The sequence below is a fragment of the Halpernia sp. GG3 genome, from assembly GCF_052976925.2.
This window is the reverse complement of the sequence record NZ_JBRIIR020000009.1, coordinates 134,635-153,096: the sequence shown is the minus strand read 5'-3', so window position 1 is coordinate 153,096 and position 18,462 is coordinate 134,635. Positions and strand designations below refer to the sequence as shown.

At 31.6% G+C, this 18,462-nt stretch carries 25 protein-coding genes; all 25 read left to right on the top strand.

Annotated features, from left to right (window positions below; all coding sequences use genetic code 11):
* Positions 1-18: 18 nt before the first annotated feature.
* The 25 genes from ACVBED_RS04195 to ACVBED_RS04075 all read left to right on the top strand — a co-directional run bounded on the left by ACVBED_RS04195 (position 19) and on the right by ACVBED_RS04075 (position 18,456).
* On the top strand, positions 19-687 hold the full coding sequence (locus ACVBED_RS04195; RefSeq protein WP_447119728.1) for a hypothetical protein: 669 nt from the start codon (positions 19-21) through the stop codon (positions 685-687).
* 180 nt (positions 688-867) lie between these two features.
* A complete protein-coding gene (locus tag ACVBED_RS04190) occupies positions 868-1,269 on the top strand; it encodes a DUF4288 domain-containing protein (protein WP_447119727.1) in 402 nt (133 codons plus the stop codon).
* Between the two features lie 159 nt (positions 1,270-1,428).
* Positions 1,429-2,202, top strand: coding sequence for a hypothetical protein (locus ACVBED_RS04185; protein WP_447119726.1), 774 nt, complete (start codon positions 1,429-1,431; stop codon positions 2,200-2,202).
* Positions 2,203-2,391: 189 nt separating this feature from the next.
* Positions 2,392-2,817 (top strand): hypothetical protein, encoded by a 426-nt coding sequence (locus ACVBED_RS04180; protein WP_447119725.1) that lies wholly within the window; start codon positions 2,392-2,394, stop codon positions 2,815-2,817.
* Positions 2,818-2,975: 158 nt separating this feature from the next.
* Positions 2,976-3,395, top strand: coding sequence for a hypothetical protein (locus ACVBED_RS04175; protein ID WP_447119724.1), 420 nt, complete (start codon positions 2,976-2,978; stop codon positions 3,393-3,395).
* Between the two features lie 144 nt (positions 3,396-3,539).
* Complete coding sequence (locus ACVBED_RS04170) at positions 3,540-4,952, top strand: hypothetical protein (RefSeq protein WP_447119723.1); 1,413 nt, start codon at positions 3,540-3,542, stop codon at positions 4,950-4,952.
* Between the two features lie 365 nt (positions 4,953-5,317).
* Positions 5,318-5,719: a hypothetical protein gene (locus ACVBED_RS04165; RefSeq protein ID WP_447119722.1), complete on the top strand. Its 402-nt coding sequence runs from the start codon at positions 5,318-5,320 to the stop codon at positions 5,717-5,719.
* 196 nt (positions 5,720-5,915) lie between these two features.
* Positions 5,916-6,383: a hypothetical protein gene (locus ACVBED_RS04160; protein ID WP_447119721.1), complete on the top strand. Its 468-nt coding sequence runs from the start codon at positions 5,916-5,918 to the stop codon at positions 6,381-6,383.
* A 162-nt stretch (positions 6,384-6,545) separates the two neighbouring features.
* On the top strand, positions 6,546-7,043 hold the full coding sequence (locus ACVBED_RS04155; RefSeq protein ID WP_447119720.1) for an SMI1/KNR4 family protein: 498 nt from the start codon (positions 6,546-6,548) through the stop codon (positions 7,041-7,043).
* A 175-nt stretch (positions 7,044-7,218) separates the two neighbouring features.
* Positions 7,219-7,656: a hypothetical protein gene (locus ACVBED_RS04150; protein ID WP_447119719.1), complete on the top strand. Its 438-nt coding sequence runs from the start codon at positions 7,219-7,221 to the stop codon at positions 7,654-7,656.
* Between the two features lie 165 nt (positions 7,657-7,821).
* Positions 7,822-8,277, top strand: a complete 456-nt coding sequence (locus ACVBED_RS04145) for a hypothetical protein (protein ID WP_447119718.1) — start codon at positions 7,822-7,824, stop codon at positions 8,275-8,277.
* A gap of 167 nt (positions 8,278-8,444) precedes the next feature.
* Positions 8,445-8,909, top strand: coding sequence for a hypothetical protein (locus ACVBED_RS04140; RefSeq protein ID WP_473094551.1), 465 nt, complete (start codon positions 8,445-8,447; stop codon positions 8,907-8,909).
* A 399-nt stretch (positions 8,910-9,308) separates the two neighbouring features.
* A complete protein-coding gene (locus ACVBED_RS04135) occupies positions 9,309-9,683 on the top strand; it encodes an NTF2 fold immunity protein (RefSeq protein ID WP_447119716.1) in 375 nt (124 codons plus the stop codon).
* Positions 9,684-9,930: 247 nt separating this feature from the next.
* Positions 9,931-10,302 carry a hypothetical protein gene (locus ACVBED_RS04130; protein ID WP_447119715.1) on the top strand — a complete coding sequence of 124 codons (372 nt, stop codon included), beginning with the start codon at positions 9,931-9,933 and terminating at the stop codon, positions 10,300-10,302.
* 131 nt (positions 10,303-10,433) lie between these two features.
* Positions 10,434-11,168 (top strand): DUF6584 family protein, encoded by a 735-nt coding sequence (locus tag ACVBED_RS04125; RefSeq protein WP_447119714.1) that lies wholly within the window; start codon positions 10,434-10,436, stop codon positions 11,166-11,168.
* Between the two features lie 181 nt (positions 11,169-11,349).
* Entirely contained in the window at positions 11,350-11,853 is a 504-nt protein-coding gene (locus tag ACVBED_RS04120) for a hypothetical protein (protein WP_447119713.1), read from the top strand.
* 5 nt (positions 11,854-11,858) lie between these two features.
* Positions 11,859-12,176: a hypothetical protein gene (locus tag ACVBED_RS04115; protein WP_447119712.1), complete on the top strand. Its 318-nt coding sequence runs from the start codon at positions 11,859-11,861 to the stop codon at positions 12,174-12,176.
* Between the two features lie 141 nt (positions 12,177-12,317).
* Positions 12,318-13,379, top strand: coding sequence for a serine hydrolase domain-containing protein (locus tag ACVBED_RS04110; RefSeq protein WP_447119711.1), 1,062 nt, complete (start codon positions 12,318-12,320; stop codon positions 13,377-13,379).
* Positions 13,380-13,573: 194 nt separating this feature from the next.
* Positions 13,574-14,020, top strand: a complete 447-nt coding sequence (locus ACVBED_RS04105) for a hypothetical protein (protein ID WP_447119710.1) — start codon at positions 13,574-13,576, stop codon at positions 14,018-14,020.
* A gap of 30 nt (positions 14,021-14,050) precedes the next feature.
* Entirely contained in the window at positions 14,051-14,383 is a 333-nt protein-coding gene (locus ACVBED_RS04100) for a hypothetical protein (protein WP_473094550.1), read from the top strand.
* 214 nt (positions 14,384-14,597) lie between these two features.
* Positions 14,598-14,966, top strand: coding sequence for a hypothetical protein (locus ACVBED_RS04095; protein ID WP_447119708.1), 369 nt, complete (start codon positions 14,598-14,600; stop codon positions 14,964-14,966).
* Positions 14,967-15,140: 174 nt separating this feature from the next.
* A complete protein-coding gene (locus ACVBED_RS04090; protein WP_473094549.1) occupies positions 15,141-15,758 on the top strand; it encodes a hypothetical protein in 618 nt (205 codons plus the stop codon).
* Positions 15,759-15,892: 134 nt separating this feature from the next.
* Positions 15,893-17,038, top strand: a complete 1,146-nt coding sequence (locus tag ACVBED_RS04085) for a hypothetical protein (protein WP_473094548.1) — start codon at positions 15,893-15,895, stop codon at positions 17,036-17,038.
* Positions 17,039-17,212: 174 nt separating this feature from the next.
* Complete coding sequence (locus ACVBED_RS04080; protein ID WP_473094547.1) at positions 17,213-17,644, top strand: hypothetical protein; 432 nt, start codon at positions 17,213-17,215, stop codon at positions 17,642-17,644.
* 347 nt (positions 17,645-17,991) lie between these two features.
* The gene (locus ACVBED_RS04075; RefSeq protein ID WP_447119698.1) at positions 17,992-18,456 is read left to right on the top strand and encodes a hypothetical protein; all 465 of its coding nucleotides are present in this window, start codon (positions 17,992-17,994) and stop codon (positions 18,454-18,456) included.
* The last annotated feature ends 6 nt before the right edge of the window (positions 18,457-18,462 follow it).

Sequence of the window (18,462 nt, the reverse complement as noted above, 5' to 3'; positions counted from 1 at the left end):
TTAAAGAAAATTATCGCTATGAAGAAAATATCAGCATTTTTAATTGGAATTTTATTATTAAATTCTTGTACAACAACTCTATTAACAAATAAAAATATTGAACCAAATGAAGTTCAAAATATTGGATATTTTGAGCCAATTTCGCTAATTAGTTTAATTCAAAAAGGAAATCAATCGAAACTAAATGATTCATTATCAACTGTATCAACAAATGTTTTGGATTCAATAATTGGAAATTCAAGTAGTCCTAAAATTAGCAAAAACTTTAAAATTGAAAATCCAAAACTAAAACTACGTTTAGAAAATGATATTTTAAGAACAATGAGCGAAATTAGAAAAACAAAAAAAATTGAAAATGTAAAATCTTCCATTTTAATGGATTCTATTGTCAAAAGCCAAAATGAAAGATTTGCGCTTTGCATAATTAATTCAGGATTTGCGCGAAGAAAAAACAATTATGGAAATCAAGTGGCAAAAGGTATTGGAATTGGAATTCTAACATTAGGAATGTACACACCTGTTCCAATTAAATCGACTACATCAACATACGCTATGATTTATGACGCAAGCAATAGTTCGATTGTTTTTTTCAATTATTTTCCGGTCATAGAAAAATCACCAGTTGACAAAAAAAATCTAAATTATATCTATTCCAAACTTTTTGAAAAGTATTATAATCAAAAATAAAAAACGCCAGATAACAGCGGTTTTGCAATAGTGCGGGATTTTCGCCAAGTTTAAAGATTTTAGATGTTACGAAGTTTAGTTTATAATAGAAAGAGTTTTTATATTTGGCCGCACCATCGCAAAGCCGCGAAACGTTATGTGCAAATTTAAACCAGTTTCTCGCATTAAAACAAGATTAAAATGAAACCAAAAGAAATAATTTTAAATGAAAATCGAAAATGGTTTATCGTTGAAATTATCGAGAAATGTGAACCAATTCAAAGAGACGAAAGCAAAGATTTACGACGAGTTACAACTTGGGGAAATCACCATTTAATAAAAGCGAATTCCCCTGAAGAAGCGTTCGATAAGGCTGAAAAAATTGGAAAAGAGAATCAATATAAATTTACAAATACTGACAATTTAGAAATGGAATGGATATTCGTTGGAATTGGTGAACTTCTACCAATCTTTGAAGATATTGAAGATGGCGCAGAATTGATGTGGAATGATTACGGATTTATAAGTAATCGCCGGACAATGAGAATGCCATACGAAAAAGCGGAATTAATGGAATTATTAAAAAAGAAAAAAGAAATATAAAATCTGCAGATAACAAAGTATTTCTACAAGCGGGTATGAAGTTTTCATCGAAGATTTTAGCGGTTAATTAAGTTTTTAGCAAGTATAATGATTTCGTATTTTTAGCCCGCCTGCAGAAATACCCAACCGTTAGCAGCAAGCATAACAGACCACACAAGAATGAACGAACAGACTAAAAAATTGAGACAATTACGGCTGAAAATAATCTTGGCAAGTATTGTTGGACTGTTGAGTTTTTTCTCAATGACAGTTACGACTTTTGCTTGGGGTGTTGGTGACACAACTTTACTTTATCTATTACTTTATCCGACCTTTTTACTCTCGACAATTTTAATAATTGCAAAAGTTAGAATTGGCTACTTTTTGACACTTTTAACAGCTTTTACTTATGCTATTTTATTGACAAGCGAAGTAGGAAAATATCTAATATTCAATTTTCAAAACAATGTTTTGTTTTGGGTTTTGCTTCTTCCTTACTTTACATTTTTGACTTTAATTCCGTTGACAGCTATTTTCTTGACTACAAATCTTAAATTTTCTAAGACAATAAAATTGACCTCAATTATTTTGGCTGTTGGAATTTTCATTTTCGCAATTGCAGACAGGTTTAACAAAGACTATTCAGACAGTATTTTTGTAGACGCAGAAATCAATGAACAAGGACAGATTACACTTAATTGTAAACCTGGGTTTGCTGACTCAAGGACATTTATAGTAACAAGCAATTTGAAAGAAATTGAAGAACAGGTAAAAAAACACGGAGAATTTTATCAAGGAAGCTATTTTCTACAAAACACGAAAATCACAAAAAACTTTCGTTTCAGTAAATTACAAAGTATTACGCTTACAAAAATCGGTAACAATATAATTTCACCACAATTGACTTGGACTACTAAAGAAATTAAAGGCGATATTGAATTTTTACAACCATAAAACAAGTAGACAGACAGGAATGCCAGCTGCTAACAGCCATTTGGCAAGATTGCGAATTTTGTGGTAATTTCACGTTTACGTTTCGCAAGAAATTTTATCTTTAACGGAAAATAAAAAGTTCCGAAGTTCGCAACTGACGAGAAGCGGCGGAACGTTATAGGCTATGTTAAACTACCAACAATTGACAATATGAAATTTAAAAAACTTCTACAATATTTTGTTTTTTTAAGTATTATATTGACAATATTAGTATTTATTTCCTTATACAAAAGAGAAAATGGAAATATGAAAGTTGTTTTCTTTGGAACCTTTTTATACTTGCCTTACGTGTTTATTTTTTCAGGACTAAATTTTTTTCTAATCCAATTTGGAATGAAAGGATTAACAAAACGACCACTTATATTTCTTCCCGCAATTTTTTTGAATATTTTTTTGACAACATGGTTTTTATTAAGTGGTGGACAAGTAGAAGTACGGTTTTGGAAATTAACACTGACTGAATTTGTTATATTAAATATTGCGATTTTACTGGTTAACATATTGATAATAAATTCGTTGAAAAGTGAAAATAGAAATATCGAAAAAGATGAAAAAGAGATAAAACACAGCCTATAACACGGTATTTCTACAAGCGGGTATGAAGTTTTCATCGAAGATTTTAACGATTAATTAAGTTTTTAGCAAGTAGAAAGTTTTCGTATTTTTAGCCCGCCTGCAGAAATACCCAAACGTTATCTGCAAGTGAAAAAGCACTGTTCGAAATAAAAATGAAAATGGAAAGACATATTTCTTATGAGGTAATTAGACACAGACCTTGTGATTTTATTGTGAAATATAAATTTTACAGTAAAAAAGAAGGTGGACGAAGAACCGGAGAACCCTTTCAAGGTTATCGATCAGACTATATGTATTTTGAAGACGAAGTTGCGAATATCATTGAATCACAAATGTGGATGATTCATCCTGAATTTTTAGACTCTAACGACAATATAATTTTAGACAAAACATTTCCAGTTCCACAAATAGGAAAAGCCAAAATGTGGATTTTAAATGAAAAATTATTTGACATCCATAAACAACGCATTAAAATTGGGCAAAAAGGGTTTTTCATGGAAGGTCCAACTAAAACCGCTGAATGTGAAGTTATTGAAATAGTAAATCTTAAAAAATTCGACATCAAAAACGATAATTAATATCACCTGCAGATAACACGGTATTTCTACAAGCGGGTATGAAGTTTTCATCGAAGATTTTCGCGATTAATTATGTTTTTAGCAAGTAGAAAGTTTTCGTATTTTTATCCCGCCTGCAGAAATACACAGACGTTAGCGGAAATTATGACGACACTACTAAAGCAGAGGCAACCAAACCTCAAGAACATTTTTGAATCTTTAGAGATATTAAGTGAGTTGCATAAAGACCATTATGTAGTAGTAGAAAAACCTAATAGTCCAATTGACAAAATACTTGCAAATTTTACAAAAGACAGCAACAAAGGATTTTCACTGAAATTTGAAGACCAAAGTCATCATCATTTTGACTTTGGAGATATTGAACACTTGAATATTACATCACAAAAGTATAATTTATATTTTGAGAAAGTTTTTATTATCTCTATCTCACCGCCATCAATTACGGGTAGTATTTCAAACTTTCAGACAAACGGTTTTAATAAAGAAAAACATTACCACTATCGTCTTTTCATTCCTCTCAAAAAAAAGACAGACTTTCATTTTTACATAAGTCATTTCACATACGAAACAAAAAAACACAGAAGTTCCGAATGCCTTCGTATAAACTACAAGGAATTAGACATTGACCTTTATTTATATAATGACAAAGAAAAAGGAGCGAACTATTTAATTCTCGACACTTCAACCAAATGTTCGTTTGACCAATTTTCGGCATATTGTTTTTCATCACTTGTTTCATTCGGTTACGTAACAGGAAAATTCCCACAAGATGAAGGTTACTTTTTTGCTTATGATAAACCCGATTTAAAAGAACCTATTCATATTTACTATACAGAGTTTAGAGATTCGATTAATTCAATGTATTCACCAATTTATGGAAATGCATATGGTTACATTCGAGAAAGTAAATTAGCAGAAAGAATTTACCCAACTCTTCGTACACTAACTTTAAATGAATTTTCTAAACTATGTCAATGGACACATACTTCAGTTGATTTTTCTTCAATACTACTCTTGATAATTGAAGCCTCAACGTCATCACTATTGGTTATGCCTTCAGGATTTTCGGTAGCTCTTGAAGGTTTAACTGACTTGATTGTAAAAAAAAATGAATCGAAGTTAGCACCAATAAAAGACAAAAAATTAGCAAAAGAAATTAGAACAGAATTAAAAAGTGTAATTGATAAATATTCAGAGAAAATCGAAAAAGTTGGGCAGCAAATATTAAAAAACAGAATTGATAATATTAATCAACTGACTAATCAAAGTAAACTTACAAAGCCATTTGAAGTACTTAAATTCCAATTGACAAATGAAGACATAATTGCAATTGAACATCGTAATGATTTTCTTCACGGCAGAATTAATTTAGCCTTGGGTGAGGACACAAAAAATGCTAATAAAGAAATTTATTATGTTTCATTAAGGCTGTACACCTTGCTTTCAGTACTAATTCTCAAATCCATTGGGTATGACAACAAAATTGTCAACTATCCAAAAATTCACGAAGACATTTATAAGAAAATACTAAATGAAGACCACTTTAGACAACTATAACTTCCGCTAACATTGGGTTTTGTGCAAGTGTGGCTTGACGTTGCAGCAATCATCAACGGTGCTTTTACGGGCTTTGGTTCGGGCGGAAAAAACATAGCTGAACATTAGTTCTTAATATTTAACTTTATCAAAAGCCGGGCAGCGGTTACGGGTGGAAGGAATTCTAATGCCACACCTGCACAAAGCCCTATCGTTACCATCAATTTTAAAAAACCACAATGGAAATAAAAAATCTACTTCGAATAATATTTAGAGTTTTTGGATTATATTCAGTCTTCACTTTAATCTTTAATTTTTTCCCTCAACAGTTAACTTATTTAATAAATTCTGAAATATTTTTCCCATTCGATAGTAAAAATGGAATTATGCAAACTTGGATTTATTTAATAATTGTTGCGATACTAATTATTGTAGTATTCTACATTCTTATAATAAATCCCGACATAATTATTTCAAGATTAAAGCCGAAGGAATTTTTGCACGAAAGGATAAATTTCGAAAATTTAAATTCTGAAAATTTATTACAAGTTGCAATTTTAGCAATCGGTATTCTATTACTTTTTGAATCAATTCCTGAACTAATTAACAAATTATTTTCGTTGCTAAAAATTAGAAACATGAACCAAAATATTTCAGATGATATAAATACTTTAGGAATAAATTCTGAAATATTTTCAGCGTCATTAAAAGTATTAGTTGGTTTAATTTTCATCATATTTCAAAATGGAATTGGTAAAATGTTATATAATCAAAACGTCAGGAAATAAAAAAAACTGCTGGTAACAAGGTATTTCTACAAGCGGGTCGAATTTATAAATCGAGGTTTATTTCAGAAATTCCTTTTTTTGCTACCCGATCTTTTTTGTATTTTTATTCCCGCTTGCAGAAATACCCAAACGTTGGCGGTCAGTTTGGCAGAACGCAGGAGAAACCGAAAAATACAAAATTTAAAAAAACTAAAATATGAAATTGAAAATAATTATAATTGCGTTTTTAATAATTGGAACACTTAAAATTTCAGCACAAGAAACTGAAAAAATAAAAGAATTGAATTATGCTGGAATTAAAATTTTAGTGCCAAATAATTGCGAAGCAAAATCTGAATATGAATTACTAAATTGTAATAATGTTGACATTCAATGGTTATATCTAAATGAAGAAATGCTGAAAACAGTTCCTACTCAATTTTTAACTCAATTCGGCAGTCAATCAATTGTGAAAAAAGAAAGTAATTTTAAATTGAAATCTTTTAAATCGGAGTTAACTGGAAAAAAATTCAAACTAAAATCTGACGGAAAAATTACTTACAGAATTATCGTTTCAGGAATAGTTAATAATCAACCACTTCTGCTGAATATTGGAACAGAAAATGACATAATTAAAAATAATGATTTAAACGAATTTCTGAGGAAAATAATTGACTTAGAATAAAACCGAACCGCCAACAGCAGTTACACAAGATTTGGGTTTCGGTCATCAACTGAAAGTTGGTTTTGTACTTCAAAATTCAGTCTTCAACCGAAAGTGAAGGCGTACTTTTTCCCAAACCTCGTGTAGCTGCAAAACGTTAGCAGTAACCATTCAGACGATACGATGAACGAAAAAATCTCAAATACATATAAAGAATTATTAAAGTTTTCAAACTCGATTCTAACATTGGAGAAACCAATTATGGACAACAGAATTGAAACTTTTGAAGAGAAAATTGGATTTAGATTTCCTGAAGACTTCGTTTATTTTATCAGGAAAACTAATGGTTTAACTTTAGGAACAACTGAAGTAAATGGAATTGGAATTGAATATAAAGATGCTTCATTAGACAGATTATATGACTTTGAACATAATGAAGTAGAAAATCCAATGCCGAAAGAATTATTACCATTTTCCGCTGACGGTTTTGGAAATCATTATTGCTTAGATTTATCAAGGATTAAAAATGAGTTTTGTCCAGTTATGTTTTGGCAACATGATATTGAATATAAAAATGTATCAGAAATAGAAACCTGTAATGAAAGTTTTGTGGATTGGGTTGATGAAGTGATGATTGAATGGACATTGGAAGAATACAATTACGATGGAACAGAAAAGTAAAATGGCTACTGCTAACAGCCGTTTGGCTAGATTGGGGTTTTAGGCTTAATTTAAAGTTGGTCTTGTATTTGGAAATTTTGTGCTTAACCGAAATATAAATCTTAATTTAGTCCCCAACCTCGCCAAGCGGCGGGACGTTATCTGCAAGCATATCAACACTCTCTAGAAAGTAAATATGAATAAAAAATTAATATTTTTAATAATTTCAATAATCACAATTTTAATTTTATTCATCTATTTCGTTTTCATTCAAACGCCTGAAAAACAAATAAAAAAAACGGTCTCTGAATATTGGACTGCAATGGAAAAAGGTGAATTTAACCGTTCTATTGAATTATTTCACGATGGAGATAGTTATTCTGGAGGACTTCATATGTATTTTTATAAGGTGAAAAAGCACTATAAATATCTAAATGCAGAAAAAAAATTTAAAGAAAATATTACAGTTAAGGACACGACATATATTGGACAAAAAATGAAATATGTCCAGTATTATATAAAAGATAAAAAACAAAATAAACCACCACTTATTATTACTTTTATATTTTGGAAAGAAAATGGATATGATAGCATTTACAGTACTAAATTTGAAAATTTACTTGAATGGTACTAAAATGCCTGCAGATAACAGCGTATTGGCAATAGTGCGGAGGAATCGTAAGTTTAACCATTTCAAGTGTTCCGAAGATTAATTTATAATAAGAAAGTTTCCGCGTTAAAGCCGCACCATCGCCAATACGCCAAACGTTATAAGCAAGCTTTCCCGACGAGACACTATATGGAAATACTAGGAAGAATACTTGAAAGAGAAATAAAATTTGAAGTTTACGATACTTCCAAAAATTGGATTGCAGAATTCCCAAATGGAAATTGGTGTTTGGTTATAATTGCTGAAGAAGAAAACAGAAATTATTTTGACGAGATAATCCGAAAAGCAATCGACAGAAATGTAGGCTATATTCATAGTGTTGGTAAACAGCATGATTTAATTCATGACTTAGCTGACGAAGAAATTGTAATTCGTGATGTTGAAAATCTTTATTTGCCAAAGCATGTGATTATGACAACTGGAGATGAAGATTTTGAAAATGGGATTTGGTTTGGAACTTATGTAACACATAATGATGAAACAGAAATCAATCAAGTGGTAATTTTAGATGTAACTAAAAAAGCATTTGAGAAAACTGCCGAGTTAATTGAGAGATTTGAATTAGGTTACGTGCCAGAAGAATAAAAAGCCTGCTTATAACAGCCGTTTCTCGCAATTGCGAATTTTGTAGTAAGTTCACGTCTACGTTTCGCAAGAATTTTTATCTTTAACAGAAAATAATTCGTTCCGAACTTCGCAACTGACGAGAAGCGGCGGAACGTTATAGGGCATTTTAGGACGACAGACAGACAATGAAATTTAAGAACTACAAATCAGCAATTCACAACTTCGCACATTCCTTCATGAGCATTGACTACATGAAAAGCGGACGACTTGCGGTAAATGTTCTTATTGACCTGTATAATCTTAAACTTGAACCCAAAGCAACTTTCGACTTTGTTAATAAGACAATCAAGCCGATAGATGCAAGTACTAAAGAGAGTAGTGAATTGCTGAACGATTATTTGAGTTGGCTGCCAGACCATTTTGCAGCACACAATTGTGACCTGACAAAGTTGGAGAAGCTTGAAATTTCCATTTGGACAGACTTTGATAAAGCAGTGACACCGACAGGTATGAGTAATAGTAAAGAGTTTGTAGTTCATACTTTGACAAAGTGGAAAGCAGACAGTCGAGACGAACATATAATTGAAATTTCGCAGACCGAAATTATTAAAGAGAACTTTATAAAACTGAGAATACCAGAGTTCAAATGATGAATTATTTAAAAACAAAATGGACTTATTAGGACAAATATTATGGTTTGCTATGTTCGGGACACCAATCTTGACAATCCCTTTGGCTTGGCGACTTATGGACACGAAGAAGGTTTATCGTGTAATCGTAGGACTAATCTTTGCATTTATACTTTCGTTTTTTCTTTATCATATAATTTTAGCAATTATATTTAGAGATGGAATGGGACCAGGTTGACAAAAGAAAAACGCCCTATAACAGGCGTTTGGCAAAAAAGCGGGTTCAGTACTTAAATGAAGCTTTGTGCTTCGTATCAAGTTCAGTGCTGGCAGACAGTTTAGTACTTCGAAATCCGCTTCTTCGCCAAGCGCCAAAACGTTACCAGTAATGCTGCGTCCGAAAAATCTAAGACATAAACTATGAAATACATATTTTTAATTCTTTTAACGTTTTCATTGAATATTTATTCTCAAAATAACAGAAGAATATTGGGGAAAAATTTTGCCGAAAAAGAACTGAAATTGGCACTCTCAAAAGAATCTCAACATAATTTTATAGATAACAAAAGGATAATAATTAAAGATAGTTTAACCGCTATAAATGTAGCAGAACCAATACTTTTTAGCATTTATGGAAAAGAAAATATTGAAAGTCAAAAACCATACGAAACTTATCTAATAGAAAATTATTGGTTAATTACAGGAACGTTATCAGAAGATATGCGTGGCAGAACATTTTTAATCATAATTGACGCAAGAAATTCCAAAGTTTTGAAAATAACTCATGGAAAGTAAATAAACGCACTACTGGTAACAGCCGTTTGGCACAATGGCTGGTACCGATTTTCCGTAGCCGGAAAATCTAAAGCCGGAAATTTTTCTATCTTTACACAAATCCGTTCAACTTGTCGCCACTGATGCCAAGCGGCGGAACGTTGTACGACATTTTATGAAAACCGCGCCAAAAGATATAAAATCATTAATTCTTGACAAATATTTCTACCATATTTTATTTTCACTAGTGTTTGGATCAATACTGATCATGTTCTTTCTTTCAAAGAGAAATGCAAAAACTTTAAACCAAAATACAAAATTTACTATTGCTAAAATTATTTCTAATTGGCATCACAAAAACAATAACGGGTTTGGAGTAGATTATGAATACTATGTGAAAAATGTTAGGTTTCAAAAAACAGTTAATTTGAATGTAAGCAAAGGACAAAAGTTTCTAATTGCATTTGATTCAATACATCCAAAAAGAAGTTTGTTATTAACAGATTATGAAATAAATGATGACTTAATAGAATCTAAGGAGGCTGAATGGAATTATAAGCAAATCCCTTTTTCAATTGATTCTATCAAAGTTACAGACGACATAAAGAACAAAAATGCATTTACAATATTTACGAAATAAACAAACGTCGTACAACAAGATATTTCTACAAGCGAGTATGAAGTTTTCATCGAAGATTTTAGCGATTAATTCAGTTTTCAGCAAGTAGAAAGTTTTCGTATTTTTAGCCCGCCTGCAGAAATACTCAAACGATGTGCAAAAGTTTCCGCTCCGCTACAACTTTTGCACATCGGAGCGCGGATTACATCCGCAGATGTGTCAAAGCGTTTTCGCTGCCGCAAAAACCTTCAACACATCTGCGGATTGGCAAAATTCCATTTCTTTATGTAACTTCGTTACAACAAAATGAAACTTCACCAATCCGCGCTCCGTTGTGCGTCATTTTAGAAAACCTTATGAGTTTAAAAGAAAAATTAAATAAAATAGATTCAGAAATTGAAAACGGACTGAGATTCAAAGCGACAGACAGGTTGCGGAATTTGATACAAGAAAATCCGAATGAGATTGAATTATGGAATAAACTTGCTGAACTTTATTATGAAAGCGGATTTTTGGACTCTGCTGGAAAATACTGGATTCTAACTGAACCAACTGAAGACCGAATTAAAAATTGTGTTGAAATTTATGAAAAGTCAGCAAACTATTCAGGTTATCAAATTTTGCAGGAAATTGTTTTTCGTGGAGATAAATCTAAATTGACTGAATATGCTCAACAAAAAATATCTGAATTGGAATCGGACAGTAAAGGAAAAGTGAACTATGTTCCAAAGTTCAGTCCGAAATTAAATATACAGAAAAAGAATAACTCTGAACACAAACAAACTTTAAAAGAAAAATTAGGCGGATTAATATTCTTCTCTGTTTTAGCAATAATTGGAATTTTAATAATTGTTGGTTTTGTGACAGTAACAAAATGGATATTTTGAGAATAAAAACGAACGCACAACAGCCGTTTGGCAAGATTGGGGTTTTATGCTTACTTTAAAGTTGGTCTTGTATTTGGAATTTTGTGCATAACCGAAAATTAAATCTTAATTTAGTCCCCAACCTCGCCAAGCGGCGGGACGTTAGGCGTCACTTTAGCTCACCAGAAACGAAATATGAAATATGAAAAAAATATTATTTATTATTCTAACATTTACTGCAAGTTTTTGTTACTCGCAAAATGAAATAAAAGAAAGAGAACTCTTTGCTTTAAAACTAGCAGTTGACAGTGAGCAATTTTATCAAATGGATGTTCCAAAATCAAAATATTTTGTAAAAGAAAACATTTTACAAATCTATCCAACCGAAAAATTGAATGTTGAAGTTGAAATTAAAAGTGATACGATATTCTCGATGAAAGTTGTCGAAAAAATTATTGAACCTAAAAAAACTATACAAATTGAATTTTTACAGAACGTAAAAGAAAATAAACCTGACGGGATGATGCTGAAAGTTACAAACCCATTTGACCGAAAACTAAATTATAATGCAATGATGTATATTGTTGGGAATAACAAATGGCTTTCGACAAGTATAATTCCAATCCTTCCAAATTTAGTGAATTATGAAACTTGGAATGATGTAATTATAACATTGGTTTTAGAAAAATGGAGATTTGAAAAATAGATCATATGAAAACAATTCTACTGATAATATTAATATCATTTTTTTTAGTTATTTTCATAATTTACTTAAAATATTTCCGACCATTAAGACCTAAAGAAGAAGGATTTGAATTTGTTTATGTCGAAAATAATGGAAATGTCAGAGAATTGGATAACGAAGAAATGGAATATTTAAAAGAAAAATTTCATCCAAATGATGGCGGAAGACCATACATTAAAACAAAATATAAAGAGTTAACACCAGACGGAAAAATATCCGGCTTTATTTATAGAATTAAAGTGCCGAAAAATATAACTATTGAAAAAGGAAAAGCGAACGCCTAACAGCTGTTTTGAGCTAGCTGGAGTTTAGTGGAATTACCGTTTCGCATCAAGTTTTCGTTAAGCCGAAAACTGAGCGTTTACGAAATTCCAGCCATCTCAAAGCAGCGGGACGTTAGCAAATATTTAAAACCACACGAACCAATGAAAATAATAATTAAACTTAATTTTATAATATTAACCCTTCTTTTCGCAACTACTGGATTTAGTCAAGAAAAGACAGATATAAGTAATCAAATCGATTCTCTAATAAAAAAAGAATATCACGACAAAGAATTTAATGGAAATGTATTAGTAGTGCAGAAAAACAAAATATTGTATGAGAAATCCTTTGGTTATGCCGACCCATCTCAAAAAATGAAACTGGATAAAAATTTTAAATTCCAAATCGGTTCCATTTATAAGGAATTTCCAGCAGTAGCGATAATGCAATTGTTTGAAAAAGGCTTAATCAGTTTGGAAGACAATGTTTATAAATACATTCCAGAACTTCCTTCTTGGTCAAAAAATGTTTCAATTAAAAACTTATTGCAATATTCTAGTGGGCTACCGGACATTCAGTACCAAAAATATCCACCAGAAAAATTAGTTACTTATCAAGAGATTTTTAATGACATCATCAATACAAAACAACTTCAATTTAAGCCGGGGACTTCCTATTTGTACACAAACTACAGTCCCCTTCTATTAATGAAGATTGTGGAAAATGTAACTCATCAAACTTTTACCAATTATGCAAAAGAGCATCTCTTTAATTCGGATGATATTGTTATCAAAAATGAATATCCATACAAAGATACCCGACAGATGGCCATTTCATTTGATAAAAAATATCAGGCTGATCCTTTTAAAATTGACATTCCTTTTAATTTTGCCAGTAATAGCAGAGGAATGTACGATTGGTTTAAGAGAATAAATCAAAATGTCCTAATCAGTGAAAAATCAAAAGAATTTTTAAGTAAAACAGCCGATATTTTTAGTGAAAAACATATGGAAAGTCCCTTGGGAACCGTTAGGATATGCGAAGAACCAATATCTGGTTCAATCAAAATTGTCGAACACACACACGATGGCTCTTTTGGAAATTTCCGATGTATTGCCAGAAGATTTAATAATATAGACCTTTCTATTATCATTCTAACAAATCAAAACAATAACAATGTTTATCCTATTTCTGAAGATATTTATAAAATTGTAATAGAATAATGAAATACAAAAACATTTGCTAACACAGTATATAAGCTATGGCTTGGTCAGTCCTCACTTGGAAAATTCTGCGGATTTTCCAAAGCCGGTTTTTATTTGGATTGGTTCGTGCCAAAACACGCCACAGCTCATATACATAAACGTTAGTGGCAAGCATAAAGACGACCATAACTAATTCGACAGGTAGACAATTAATGGAAAATCAGACAAAACAAATATTAGCAATTGTAACTGGACTGACAGGAATAATTATCAGTAATATAATTGGACATTTTAGCCCACCATTTTCTATACTTTGGACACCAATAGTTTTGACAGGAATTATTGCGGGCGTTAATTATCCATTATATAAAGCGGACTTTACAAAGACAATAATATACAACTACGGGCTATTATTATTCAACGACCTCTTTATCCGCTTTTATGCAGGCGGGACACACGACAAAGAAGGGAAAGGTTGGATTTTTTTATTATTTGCAATAGCCTTTATCATTGCGACAATTACAATGGTAATTTATGCTTATTCGGCTGGAAAAGTTGCAGACACAGAGATTAAAAACAAAAGAAATAATTTTTTGACTGTTATAATTTCAGCAATAGTGACGGGTTTTATTTATGCATTATTCATTGCAGACATTTGACAACAATATATTAACAAAGAACTGACCGAAATGAAAAACGAGTTTAATGAAAAGCAGAATCGAACAAACAAAGTGTTGAAAGCTTTATTTATTCTTTCTTTGACCTTAGTTTTATCCAATCTTGTTCACGGTTTAATTTCCCCTAGAACATTTTTTTCAATGACTGGTGAAGGAGTTTTAATAATTGAATTCGGGATGTTAATTTGGGGTTTAATAATTGGCTCACTACTTGGACTCATTACCTATGAAAAACTTCCATACAAAATCAGATTTAGATTTTGTTTTATGATTTTCATAAGTTTGCAAAACACATTTTATATTTTCATCAACATAACAGAATACTTGCGAATTCAAAACCTGTAATAATAAAAGTATATGCTGACTAATATAGACACTGAAGAAATGCCAGCCACTAACAGCACCTACAAGAAATTGGCGGTTCAGTGGTTAAATGAAGTGTTGTGCTTCGTATTAAGTTCAGTGGTGGTAGACAGTTTTGTGCTCCGAAATCGCCAACTTCTTGTAGCTGCAAAACGTTAGCGGTCAGCTTAATACGACCCAACAACATAGACTAAAAATGGAGATAAGAAGACTAAAGTTGACTACTGTTTTTTTAATTGCATCATTGGCATCTTGTGGTAACCAACAAATAAAATTTGACAAAGAAAAATGGAATAAGCGAGATGATATTTTTTATGCCTATCGTGAAAAAATGGTAGCTGACTTAATGGAAAATCATTTAAAAAAAGGAATGACTTATAAGAATGTTATTAGTCTCTTGGGAAAATCAGAAAATTATCAGAATGACCCAACGAATACAATTGGCTATGAAATTATGGTTGATTACGGTTGGAACATTGACCCTCAAAAAGGAAAGACATTATATATTGAATTCACAAAAGACTCAATAGTAGACTCAATTAAATTAGAACAATGGAAGCACTAGAAAAGAAAGCCGAACCGCTAACCACAGGTTTAAAAAATTGCGGGCGAAGTGCTTTCACTTCCTTCACTTCTTTTTATTAAATTTAATTCGGGCAGACAAGTTTTCGCAAGTAAAACCGCAAATTCTCAAACCTGCCAAACGTTATCTGTCATTTTAAAAAACAGCACTTTCTAAATGAAAAAAATATTATTTCTTATTTTTCCAATCTTATTTTTTGGACAACAAGCCATAAAACAAGTCGATCCAATGCAAGTTGCAATGAAAGATATTCAAAGACAGGATTTTAAAAGCGCGATTATAAATCTTGATAAATCTTTACAAATAGTTCCGAATAATTGGAGCGCACTATATTTCAAAGGTTATTCACAAATAATTATTGGACAGATTGATAATGGTTGCAAAACTCTAATCGACGCAATTTATTATAATGGAAATAACGATACAAAAAAAGTTTATGCAGAAAAGTGTTTAAAATATGACCCAAAACTAAATCCTTCCAACTTTAAAAATGGAAAATTCACTTTACATATTTTAGATGATTCGATGAATTATGGTTTTGAGCGAAAAAACAATATGCAGTATGAAACTTTTGAGGGGAAAATTTATAGCGGAAAAATTATTTGGTTCGAAAACGGAGACTATACAATTATTCCTTCAGATGAAACTGAAAAAATAATGACTGAAAATCCAAAGTTTTATACTAGGATTCTAAAAATAGAAAATAACGAATATCTATACACGAAGATTGAGGAAGACGGAATGCAATTTGGGATTATCAAAAAAATCGAATAAAAAAACGCTAGATAACAGCGTATTGGCAATAGTGCGGAGGAATCGTAAGTTTAACCATTTTAGATATTCCGAAGATTATTTTATAACAAGAAAGTTTCCGCGTTCAAGCCGCACCATCGCCAATACGCAAAACGATGTGCAAAAGTTTCCGCTCCGCTACAACTTTTGCACATCGGAGCGCGGATTACATCCGCAGATTTGTCAAAGCGTTTTCGCTGCCGCAAAAACCTTCAACACATCTGCGGATTGGCAAAATTCCATTTCTTTATGTAACTTCGTTACAACAAAATGAAACTTCACCAATCCGCGCTCCGTTAGCAGAAATTTACATCGAAATTGTGGACAAATTAAAAGAGATTGACGAAAACTATACAGTTTTAAGTCTTTTCCATCTAGACGAACAAAAAAAGATATTCTTAGGTGATAAAGAAAATCGGCGTTGTAGATTTTGTGGTAAAGATTGTACAGAAACAACCTTTAAAAAAACAGCTCATACAATACCTGAATTTGTAGAAAACTATAAACTCTTTAGCTTGTACGAATGTGACGTTTGCAATGAAAATTTTTCCAAAAATTTGGAGAATCATATGTCAAGTTATATGAATTTGCATCATTCATTATCCCAAGTTAAAGGCAAACGGGGCATTCCATCTTTTAAGGTTGGTGGGAATAAATCTAGACTTGATTGGAATAAAGATGGATTAAGTATTCAAGAGTATGAAGAAGATAATTTTAAAACCATAGAGAAAGACGAAATAAATAAAACTGTAAAAATACGAGGCAAAAGAGCGACCTATATTCCAATTGCTGTTTACAAATGTTTAACAAAAATGGCATTGAGCATAATGGATGAAGATGAAATTGTATATTTTAGAAACACGATAAAGTGGATCACGGAGTCAGATCATTCAAAAAGTGATTATCAAATTGGAAATCTAAAAGCTATTTTTACATTTATAACATCAAAGAAAAGTACTCATACAGTTTGCTTTTTGCTGAAAAGAAGAGAAAACATTAATAAAAACATTCCATATATGTTGTTTTTTATTTCATACAGTAATTTCAATTTTCAAATTCACATTCCTATATGCGAACGTGATAAGCATCTTTTCAATAAAAATGTTACAATATATGGAGTGCCAAATGTTTTTGAAATAGATGATGAAGAATTTGATGGACAGACAAGAACCGTTTTAGATTTAACTTCGACTGATAAAGTAAAAGATGAGATTGTGGAACTATTTCTTACTTATGATAGTTCTACATTAAGTGATAGTTAAAACTTCTGCTAACAGCGGTTTTTCAATAGTGCGGGATTTTCGCCAATTTTAAAGATTTTAGATTTTCCGAAATTTAGTTTATAATAGAAAGATTTGTAATATTAAGCCGCACCATCGCAAAGCCGCAAACCGTTACCAGCAAGCGTATTCCGACACTCACCAAAAGATTTAGAGATGAAAATATTTATAATTTTAATTTTTGCAATTATTGTACTTTTCAATTCCTGTAAAGATTCTTCTGAAACAAGAGTTGTGAAAAACCCTCGTTTATCTTACGAATATCGAGATAATTTGCGTGGTGACGAATTCCAAATCGTAATCGAAGGCAAAACATATATCTTGAACATTAAAGAGAAAAACGGAACAAAACATATTCAAGAGGAACCTATCACAAAAGTTCTGGAAATCATAGACAAGAATGCTGATGAAAACATCTTAAAGCAATATATTATCAACACTTATGATTTATCACACTTAATGATCACGGAATATTATGATAAAGTAGAAATCCAAACTGAAGGTTACATTGATAAGTATGAAGACTCTGATGACGCAAATAATTATAAATTTAGAGGCGAAAAAATATATGCGATAAAAAAATACTAATCGTGAAAAAAAACGCCTGCTGGTAACACGGTATTTCTACAAGCGGGTATGAAGTTTTCATCGAAGATTTTAGCGATTAATTAAGTTTATAGCAAGTAGAAAAATTTCGTATTCAGCCGCTTCAGAAATCTAACGATGTGAAAGTTTCTGCTCCGCTACAACTTTTGCACATCGGAGCGCGGATTACATCCGCAGATTTGTCAAAGCGTTTTCGCTGCCGCAAAAACCTTCAACACATCTGCGGATTGGCAAAATTCCATTTCTTTATGTAACTTCGTTACAACAAAATGAAACTTCACCAATCCGCGCTCCGTTATAGGGCATTTTAGGACGACACACAACAGACAATGAAATTTAAGAACTACAAATCAGCAATTCACAACTTCGCACATTCTTTCATGAGCATTGACTACATGAAAAGCGGACGACTTGCCGTAAATGTTCTTATCGACCTTTATAATCTAAAGTTAGAATCGAAGGCAACATTTGACTTCATCAACAAGACTATTTTGCCGACAGATGCTATAACCAAAGAGGCTAGTGAATTACTAAAAGATTATCTGACTTGGCTACCCGACCATTTTGCTGCTCACAATTGCGACTTAACAAAATTGGAAACGCTTGAAATAATAATTTGGACTGACTTTGATAAAGCAATAACACCGCCTGGAATGAGTAACTGCAAAGAATTTGTAGTTCATGCCTTGACAAAATGGAAAGCAGACGAACGGGACGAACAAATAATTGAAATTTCGCAGACAGAAATTATAAAGGAGAATTTTATAAAACTGAGAATACCAGAATTTAAATGACATAAT